This window comes from Schwartzia sp. (in: firmicutes), assembly GCF_978017985.1.
The window spans coordinates 1-9403 of sequence record NZ_CDXDFU010000053.1 but is presented as its reverse complement, the minus strand read 5'-3'; the positions used below and the strand labels follow the sequence as shown (position 1 = coordinate 9403).

9 protein-coding genes are annotated in these 9403 nt (G+C 43.9%); 2 read left to right on the top strand and 7 right to left on the bottom strand.

Features of this window, described 5'->3' with window-relative positions; translation table 11 throughout:
• Positions 1-44 precede the first annotated feature (44 nt).
• On the bottom strand, positions 45-1406 hold the full coding sequence (locus ACY69O_RS02700; RefSeq protein ID WP_462331929.1) for a DUF711 family protein: 1362 nt from the start codon (positions 1404-1406) through the stop codon (positions 45-47).
• Positions 1407-1435: 29 nt separating this feature from the next.
• The gene (locus tag ACY69O_RS02695) at positions 1436-1705 is read right to left on the bottom strand and encodes an ACT domain-containing protein (protein WP_072936486.1); all 270 of its coding nucleotides are present in this window, start codon (positions 1703-1705) and stop codon (positions 1436-1438) included.
• Positions 1706-1908: 203 nt separating this feature from the next.
• Here ACY69O_RS02695 and ACY69O_RS02690 point away from each other — a divergent pair, with 203 nt between their 5' ends.
• Positions 1909-2781, top strand: a complete 873-nt coding sequence (locus tag ACY69O_RS02690; protein WP_462331928.1) for an aminotransferase class IV — start codon at positions 1909-1911, stop codon at positions 2779-2781.
• 140 nt (positions 2782-2921) lie between these two features.
• Complete coding sequence (locus ACY69O_RS02685) at positions 2922-4379, top strand: pyruvate carboxylase subunit B (protein ID WP_462331930.1); 1458 nt, start codon at positions 2922-2924, stop codon at positions 4377-4379.
• A gap of 59 nt (positions 4380-4438) precedes the next feature.
• On the opposite strand, the gene ACY69O_RS02680 is transcribed toward ACY69O_RS02685, so the two are convergent.
• The 5 genes from ACY69O_RS02680 to ACY69O_RS02660 all read right to left on the bottom strand — a co-directional run.
• Positions 4439-6103: a uridine kinase family protein gene (locus ACY69O_RS02680; RefSeq protein ID WP_462331927.1), complete on the bottom strand. Its 1665-nt coding sequence runs from the start codon at positions 6101-6103 to the stop codon at positions 4439-4441.
• Positions 6104-6155: 52 nt separating this feature from the next.
• Positions 6156-7151: an anion permease gene (locus ACY69O_RS02675; protein ID WP_462331926.1), complete on the bottom strand. Its 996-nt coding sequence runs from the start codon at positions 7149-7151 to the stop codon at positions 6156-6158.
• On the bottom strand, positions 7144-7770 hold the full coding sequence (locus tag ACY69O_RS02670) for a DUF47 domain-containing protein (RefSeq protein ID WP_462331925.1): 627 nt from the start codon (positions 7768-7770) through the stop codon (positions 7144-7146). Before ACY69O_RS02670 ends, ACY69O_RS02675 begins: the two co-directional genes overlap by 8 nt.
• A gap of 94 nt (positions 7771-7864) precedes the next feature.
• Positions 7865-8119: a cell division protein ZapA gene (locus ACY69O_RS02665; protein WP_462331924.1), complete on the bottom strand. Its 255-nt coding sequence runs from the start codon at positions 8117-8119 to the stop codon at positions 7865-7867.
• Positions 8120-8181: 62 nt separating this feature from the next.
• Positions 8182-9403, bottom strand: a 1222-nt coding sequence (locus ACY69O_RS02660; RefSeq protein WP_462331923.1) for a phenylalanine--tRNA ligase subunit beta, incomplete at its 5' end; no start/stop codon positions are given.

Below are 9403 nucleotides of genomic sequence, written 5' to 3'. Positions count from 1 at the left end.
TTCCTCCTCAGGAAGAAAAGAGCCCTTTGCAGGGCTCTGATTTCTTAATTCGTTAAGCTTCTGACTGGAGCTGGAATACGCCCGCCCCTTGCAATAAACGCCTCAGAACTGAATTTATTCCTTACAGGAACAATTGGGCAGTATCCCAAAAGACCGCCGTATTCTACGACGTCTCCGACCTTCTTGCCCGGAACAGGGATAATACGTACAGCCGTAGTCTTGTTGTTGATCATACCGATAGCAGCCTCGTCGGCAATAATTCCCGAAATAGTAGCTGCGGAGGTATCTCCCTCAATGGCAATCATATCAAGTCCGACGGAGCATACGCATGTCATTGCTTCCAGCTTCTCTATGGAGAGGCTGCCGGCGTTGATTGCGTCTATCATGCCCTGATCCTCACTGACAGGGATAAATGCGCCGCTTAGGCCGCCAACATGCGAGGAAGCCATAAGACCGCCCTTTTTCACAGCATCGTTAAGAAGTGCCAAAGCAGCTGTCGTTCCCGGTGCACCGCAGCTTTCAAGTCCCATTTCTTCCAAAACGTTTGCAACACTGTCTCCAACTGCCGGAGTCGGTGCCAAAGACAGGTCAATAATTCCAAACGGAACACCAAGACGTTTGGATGCCTCGCGGGCTACAAGCTGACCTACGCGGGTAATCTTGAATGCGGTTCTCTTGATTGTTTCGGCAACCTCTGTGAAATCCGCACCCTTGAGTCCTTCAAGAGCATGTTTTACCACGCCCGGGCCGCTTACGCCTACGCTGACTACACGCTCAGCTTCGCTTACACCGTGGAAAGCACCTGCCATGAAAGGATTATCTCCCGGTGCGTTTGCAAATACAACCAGCTTCGCGCAGCCGATTGCCTGCTCGTCACGGGTGAGCTCTGCAGTTCTCTTGATGATTTCACCCATCTCACGGACACAGTCCATGTTTATGCCGGCTTTTGTGGAGCCCAGATTGACCGAAGAGCATACAAGCGATGTGCTTGCCAATGCCTGCGGAATGGAGTTCAACAGAATACGGTCACCGTTGGTGAAGCCCTTCTCTACCAAAGCGGAGAAACCGCCGATGAAATTGATTCCTACTTCCTTTGCAGCTCTGTCCAAAGCCTCTGCCACAGGAACATAGGTATCTGTTTTGCATGCCTCAGCCGCAATAGCAATCGGAGTTACCGACACGCGCTTATGGATGATAGGGATACCATATTCAGCCTCGATTTCCTCACCCGTTTTAACAAGGAACTCAGCTGATTTGGTTATTTTATCGTAAACATTCTGACAGAACTGAGTAATATTCGGATGAGCACAGTCACGAAGGGAAATACCCATCGTAATAGTACGCACATCAAGCTTATTCTCAGTTATCATTCGATTGGTTTCAAGTATATCGTCAATCGTTATCAAGGTTATTCCTCCCAAAAAGAAATTATTACTTAAATAGTATGCATGCTGTTGAAAATATCCTGATGCTGCACTTTAATTTCCAACCTCATTGCTTCTCCCTTTTCTTTCAGGAGCTTCTGCAAATCTGCCAACTTCAGCTTGTCATCTGTCATCTCGGCAATAAGAACCATATTGAAAAAACCGTCCATGATATTCTGATTGACGTTTAATATGTTGACATTATTATCAGCCAGAATGGAACTGACCGAAGCAATGATACCGACCTGATCTTTACCGACAATAGTAACAACAATTTTCATTGAAAATTTTCCTCCATTCAGAATGCATATACTGTACAATTTTACAAATCATACCACATTATAAGGCTATAGTTCAAGGTTTGCGCATGTAAAAAACGTCGTGTATTCATGGGAAAAAATAATATCAAACAATAAAATAAAGACTATTATTAAAAAATTTTTTCATCTATAATATAGAAGATTACTACTTAGGAGGTCTTTTGATGAAAGAATTGGCTTACATCGATGGCACTTTTATTGATTTGAAAGAATATGCCGTACAGCTGGAGGACAGAGGCTATCAGCTCGGCGACGGCGTTTATGAAACACTTCGTGTTTATGACGGCGTATGCTTTGGAGTAAAAAAGCACCTCGAAAGATACAGAAACTCCATGCGGGCATTGAATATTCCTATCGCCGATACGGACGAAGAGCTTTACAACCTTTTTAATGAAATGATTCAAAAGACAGAGATAAAGGACGGACTCATTTACTTCCAGTTATCAAGAGGAACAGCCCAGCGTTCTTTGCAGTCCCCTTACCCGTCCCTGCCGCACCTGAATGTCATTATCCGCGATACTCCGGTGAATACCGAATGGCAGGAAAACGGTATTCGTGTCGCATTGGTCGAGGATATCCGCTGGCTCCGCTGCGATATTAACTCACTTAACCTGCTTGGAAATGTTGTCGCAATGGATCAGGCCGTAAAAGCTAACGGCGCAACGGCCCTTCTCTACCGCAAGGATGCCAACATCATTACAGAGGGCGTGGATGCCAATTTCTTCGTTGTAAAAGAAGGAATCCTCTGGACACATCCGAAAAACAATCTTATCCTTCCTGGCGTTACCCGTGAACTCATCATGGAACGACTTTCAAAGCAGCTTGATTTAACAGTTGTCGAAAAGGCTTTCAAGCCGGAATTTGCTTATTCTGCCGAAGAAGCTTTCATCACAAATACGGAAAACGAAATCGTTCCTGTAAAGGCAATTGACCGCAATACCATTGCAAACGGTCAGCCCGGCGAAATTACGAAATCGCTCCAGAAAGCATATCGTGAGCTCGTAAAAAAAGGAATCGACATGGACGAAAACGAATAACCAAAGAAATTACTTATTTTTTGTAAAAGTTTTTCATGTATACATTGACAATGAAAATCCAGCTTCATATACTGTAGTTATGTAATGTCCGTAAGGCACAATAATACAATCAAGGGAGAGTGTTTTTGATTATGGCAGAAATGCAGCCTGTTAAAATTACGGAAACAATCCTTCGTGACGCACACCAGTCTTTGTGCGCTACCCGTATGCGCATCAGTCAGATGCTGCCTCAGTTGGAAGCATTGGATGAAATCGGCTTTAATGCTCTTGAAGCATGGGGCGGCGCAACATTTGATACATGCCTTCGTTTCTTGGATGAAGATCCGTGGGAAAGACTTGATACACTTAAAAAGCATTTGAAAAAGACCCCTATCCAGATGCTCCTCCGTGGTCAGAATCTGCTCGGCTATAATCATTATTCCGATGATGTGGTTCGTGCTTTCGTCCGCAAAGCGTCTGAACATGGCGTGCGTGTTTTCCGTATCTTTGACGCACTCAATGATATACAGAATCTCCGTACTTCCATTGATGAAGCACTCAAATGCAAGGAGAAGCCCCATGTTCAGGGCTGTTTCGTATACACTGTCAGCCCGTACCACACGAATGAAACCTTCGTTGAGCTTGCCAAAGAGCTTGAAAAAATGGGTTGCCATTCTGTCTGCATCAAGGATATGTCCGGTCTTTTGAAGCCGTATGTTGCTGAAGACCTGGTAAAGAAATTAAAAGCTGCCATCAAAGTTCCTATTGAGCTTCACACCCACTACACCAGCGGCTTTGGTTCCATGACATACCTGAAAGCAATCGAAGCAGGCGTTGATATCATCGACACGGCACTTGCTCCTTTTGCATGCGACACATCTCAGCCGTGCACTGAGACAATGATTGAAACCTTGAAGGAATCCCCGCGTGATACAAAGCTTGACCGTCAGAAACTGATTCCGATTTCCAAGCATTTCACGCAGGTAAAACAGGACCTCATCAAAGAGTTCAACCTCAAGGGTTATTTTGATGTCAATCCTAACGTTCTGGACTTCCAGATTCCGGGCGGTATGCTCTCCAACCTGACGAATCAGCTCAAGGAACAGGGCATGGAAGACAAATATCAGGATTTGCTGGATGAAATGCCGCGCGTACGCGCCGACCTCGGCTATCCGCCGCTTGTTACTCCGTCCAGCCAGATTGTCGGTACTATGGCAACCTTCAACGTCATGATGGGCGAGCGTTACAAGATGGTTCCGAAGGAATTCAAAGACCTGGCACGTGGCAAGTTCGGTCATACACCGAAACCAATCTCCCGTGATTTCCTGCACTCCATCGGTATTCAGGATTCTGAAATCATCACAGACTGTGCTGTTGAAGATGCAAAAGAAAAGACAATGGCTCAGTTCCGTGATGAGCTTGCTGAAAAAGGCTACGAAAATGCACCGGAGGAGGATATCCTCTCCTACGCACTGTTCCCGCAGGTTGCTGAAGAATTCTTCAAAAAGAATCTTCGCTCTCTGACTGCCAATAAGGCAAAATCCCTGCTGGGCGAGCTTTTGAAAATCGACGACCCGAACGAAGTAAAACAGCGTCTGCACAGCACTCTCGGCGAGTAAGCATAACAGCATATAAAAAACTGCGGTTGAAAAACCGCAGTTTTTTTATGTCCATTACGTTATTCCTTTAAATCGCCGTTTGATTTGAAAAAGCACGACTTACCGATAAACTCACGTAAAATAGAGTTATTCGGTATCTCATCTTCATCATCAATATCATCAAAAAACGAAAGCATATCCAGTATATACTGTACAATGCAGTATTCTTCAGCCACAGGAGGTACATCCTTCAGCATCGCCACTGCATGTTTTTTAAGAACAGCCAGCTCATAAATCAAAGCGGAGTTAAAAGATACATCCGCATCCTCCTGAAACGGGAAAATATTTTTATCCTCCCCTGCCCGAACTATAGGCCACTGTTTCAGTGTTTTCAACGCGCCTGCCCCTCTGAACTGTGAGTCTCTTACAAGTCTGCGAATCAGTCTCGCGTCAGTAGTCGGTATGCGGTTGTGCTGGTCAACATTAAGCTGAGTCAGTGCACTTACATATATTTTGAACTTCTGATTTCTCGGTATTGCTGAGGTCAATTTCTCATTAAGGCCGTGAATTCCTTCAATGATAAGCGGCTGTCCCGGTGGAAGGCTTACAGGCCCTACCATATCAAGCTCTCTTGTTCCGGTGACAAAATCATACCTTGGGTGCATGATATCTTCACCGTTCAAAAGCTTTAACAGATGGTCGTTTACAAGTTCAAGATCCAATGCATCCAACGATTCATAATCATATTCACCGTTAGGCAGCTTCGGATTTCTTTCACGCTCCCAGAAATAATCATCCAAAGATAATGACACAGGCTCAAGCCCCAACACCCTCAGCTGCACTTTAAGCCTTTGGCTGAACGATGTTTTACCGGAAGAGGACGGGCCTGCAATGGTAATCAGACGCACACGATTGATATTGCTGGCAATTTCATCCGCAATATTGGCTATTCGTTTCTCATGAAGCGCTTCCGAAACACGAATAATATCTGTAATCTTATTATGCTTTATGTAGCGGTTCAAATCAGGAATATACCCGCAGTGAAGTATTTCAGCCCACTCTTTTGATTCGGTCAAAATACTTCTGAACTTTGGCTGCTTAACCTCAGCGCAAATTGCTTTTTCTCCTGCCGGAGTCCTCAGCAGTATCCCCGGTTCCTCATAATTAATTTTAAACTGACCTAATTCACCGGTGTTGTCCAGCATAGATCCATAAAAATATCCATAATCCTTTCCGCAGAAAAAAACACTTACTTCTTTCAACATAAGGGAATTTAGCAGATTAACCTTTGCAATCTGTTTAGATTCCTTAAATAACTGAATAGCTATCTCACGAGGAAGACGCTGCTTTGTAATCGGAATATTCTCCGATACAATTTTTTTCATTTCTTTGTCTATAAGCGAAACATCATCCGCAGTCAGCTTATGGTTTTTAAACACAATATCACAGTACAGTCCTTTGTTTACCGTAAAACGGACTATTACTTCCGCATCGGAAAACAATCTGTGTACGGCGATAATCATCAAGAAAATAATGGATCGGCGGTATATACGCTGTCCTATTTCACTTTGGATAAAAATCGGGCAAAATCTGTGTTTACCGACAAACTCATTCTGAAGACCGTGAATTTTACCGTCAACATTGCCGGCCACAATATTTTTCATGTCATCATGAAAGAACGAATCAAATATTTCTCGAAGGGTTTGTTTCTCTGAAATAAAGGCTTCCTTAGCGTATGATTCCATATCCTCCATCCCCCTAAAAAAAAAGCTTGAAAGGACAAACTCCTTTCAAGTCTTAAAAAATCCAAAGAACAATCTGATACAGAACAGAACCCAAAAGTGCCGTGCAAGGAATAGTCAAAACCCATGCAACAAGCATCTGTTGTGCAACACCCCAGCGTACCGCACGAATTCTCTTTGCCGTTCCAACGCCCATAATGGAACCGGAAACGACATGTGTCGTGCTGACAGGCAGATGAAGCAGTGTCGCGGAAAAAATAACGAGCGACGAATTCAAATCTGCGGCAAAACCGCTGATAGGCTCAAGCTTAAAAATCTTTCCGCCGATTGTTTTGATAATACGCCATCCGCCAAGCGCAGTTCCAAGCGCCATAGCAACGGCGCATAAAAGTTTTACGTAAAACGGAACTTCAAATGAGGAAATATAATTTCCGCTGAACAAAGCCAGCGTAATAATACCCATGGATTTCTGTGCATCATTAGACCCATGGGAAAAAGCCATCATTGCTGCCGAAACAAGCTGCATCTTTTTGAAACGTCCGTTAATGATATGCGGAGATGTGTTTCCAAAGATAACATAGAGCAGGTACATGACCGCGCATCCGGAAACAATAGCCAATACAGGCGAAATAACAAGAGAAAGAACAATCTTTCCAATTCCGGCAAGGTTCAGTCCCCCCATCCCCGTAGAAACCAAAACCGCGCCGATAACACCGCCGACCATCGCATGTGAAGAACTGCTGGGCAGAGCAATCCACCATGTTAATATATTCCATATAACAGCACCGGCCAAAGCCGCAATAAGCACAGCCTCATTAACCTGATCCGCCGAGCTGACAATATCACTTCCGATTGTCTTAGCCACACCGGTACTGTACATAGCACCGATAAAGTTAAGTACAGCCGCCATGATGATTGCGTCATTAGGAGCAATCGCCCTCGTTGAAACAGATGTTGCAATAGCATTTGCGGTATCATGAAAACCATTGATAAAATCAAACAATACCGCAAGGCCGATAACCGTAAAAATCATCCAATGAAGTTCAGGCATATTTCATTACCACACCGCGTATCATATCAGAAACATCCTCGCAATGATCCAGCGTATCTTCCAGATTTTCAAGAATATCCTTCCACTTTATAAGCTCAATCGGATCCTTGACATTATCGAACAGGTAAGCGATCTCATGCCGATAAACACGGTCTCCCTCACTCTCAAGCTTTCCGATCTTATGTGTAGCCTCCAAAATAGCAACACGGTTTTTCTTTATATCCTTCAAAAGGGAGAATGCCTTTATTATTTCCTCAGTTGCTTCCAAAAGCAGCTTTGTTAAGGAAATAGCCCCTTCTTTTGACGGTCCGATTCGATAAATTACAATTCTCTGAAGTGTACCCTGCAAAAAATCGACTCCGTCATCCAGACCGTTTGCAAGGGCAAAAATATCTTCTCGATCAATGGGAGTAATAAATGTTTGATTCAGATGATCAATGATCCGGTCATTCACAGCATCAGCTTCATGCTCCAAATCAATGATTTCCTTCATCTTGACAACAGCCTTTGATGAATCAAGCATTACTTCTTCCATAATAAGCGCACCCTTGTAAAAATACTTGGCGCTGTCGACAAACAGGTCGAAAAATTCCGTGTTTTTGTGCTTGAAATTAAACATCCTACACTCCCACTTCAATCAATTTATCTCTATGTACTATATCATTATTTCACTTATTCATCAATCCTTATTACGTATGAAATAAAACGGAAATCTATTTATGGTTCTTTTTCGACTCCAAGAGGTCAAGCAGCTCATCATAATCTCTTTTTGCCTGAAAATATTTATCCGCAAATTCCAAAGCTGCCAATACACCAACTCTGGCAGGAGAAAAACTGCGTGTTTTTTGAGCTATACCTCTCATGGTCTTATCCACTGAAGCCGCAAGATTACGTACATACTCGGAATCGCCGTCTGTCTTCAGCGGAATAATTTCGCCAAAAATTTCAACGTCAACCTTCTGATTCATACACTCACCCTCCCTGATTTGTAAAAAGCTGCTCCAGCAAATGCCAAGAGCAGCTTTATTTTTTACGCGCGCAGTTCTGCGCCAAATAATTTTTCTACTTCAGAAACAATTTTACCAAACGCCTCATCTACTTCCGCATCTGTCAAAGTTTTATCATTTGACTGGAAAAGAAGCGAGAACGCGACACTCTTCTTCGCGGAGTCAACCTGTTTTCCCGTATAAACATCGAACAGGCAGACTTCCTTGAAATACGGGCCTGCATTCTTCTTGATGACCTTTTCAATATCCATTGCCGGCAAATCACGGTCAACAAGCAGAGCCAGGTCACGGCTGACAGCCGGATATTTCGGCAGATGCGTATAAGTGAAATGCTCTTCCGAATGCTTCATCAGCGTGAGAACATCCATTTCAAAGGCATACATTTTCTTCTTAACAGAAAATGCTTCTGCAACAGCAGGGTGTACCTCTCCGATATATGCCAGAATATCACTGCCCTTTTTAATGACAGCTGTTTTGCCCGGATGCATTGCGTAATGCTCTCCGACCTCTACAGTATAGCGTTTAATGGAAAGAGCCGTCAAAAGCTCCTCGATAATGCCCTTCAGATCATAGAAATCAACTTCATCATTTCCCTGATTCCATCCGAGAGGAGCACGGCGTCCGGTTATGATTCCGGCAGCCTTCATGACCTCATCAGGAAGCTCCGTAACAGGGAGAGCCTTCGGATAAAATACAGGTGCGATTTCAAAAAGACGGACATCTTCGTTTTTGCGCGAAAGATTTCTTACAACATTTTCAAAAACGCTCGAAAGAAGCGTGGTTCTTACCAGCGGATATTCATCAGTCAGCGGATTCATGATAGGAATCGCGGTTCTCAGCTTGCTGTCCTCAGGCACCTGCATTTTATCATACATTGAAGGATGAGTAAAAGCAAAGGAAGCAGTTTCATCAAGACCGAGACTGCAAAGAACATCCTTCATCTTCTCAATGAAATACTGTTTTTTGCTCTGTCCCGCACTCATAACCCTGCCATGTGGTGTTGTTGACGGAATTTCATCAAAGCCGTAGACCTGAGCGACCTCCTCGGACAAATCCTCCCAGCGTGTAACGTCATTTCTCCAGGACGGGACAACAGCTGTATAGCTTTCATCAGAAACTGTTTCGATACCGAAGCCAAGCTTCTTCAAAATATCGCACATAACGTCACCGGAAAGCTTTGTACCAAGTCTGCGGTTAATCTGCGAAGCAGTAAAGGAAATCTTCACCGGCACAACAGGCTCAGGA

Coding starts and splice junctions, on each gene's coding strand:
- ACY69O_RS02695 (WP_072936486.1), bottom strand. CDS start 1,705: ATGAAAATTGTTGTTACTATTGTCGGTAAAGATCAGGTCGGTATCATT.
- ACY69O_RS02690 (WP_462331928.1), top strand. CDS start 1,909: ATGAAAGAATTGGCTTACATCGATGGCACTTTTATTGATTTGAAAGAA.
- ACY69O_RS02685 (WP_462331930.1), top strand. CDS start 2,922: ATGCAGCCTGTTAAAATTACGGAAACAATCCTTCGTGACGCACACCAG.
- ACY69O_RS02680 (WP_462331927.1), bottom strand. CDS start 6,103: ATGGAATCATACGCTAAGGAAGCCTTTATTTCAGAGAAACAAACCCTT.
- ACY69O_RS02675 (WP_462331926.1), bottom strand. CDS start 7,151: ATGCCTGAACTTCATTGGATGATTTTTACGGTTATCGGCCTTGCGGTA.
- ACY69O_RS02670 (WP_462331925.1), bottom strand. CDS start 7,770: ATGTTTAATTTCAAGCACAAAAACACGGAATTTTTCGACCTGTTTGTC.
- ACY69O_RS02665 (WP_462331924.1), bottom strand. CDS start 8,119: ATGAATCAGAAGGTTGACGTTGAAATTTTTGGCGAAATTATTCCGCTG.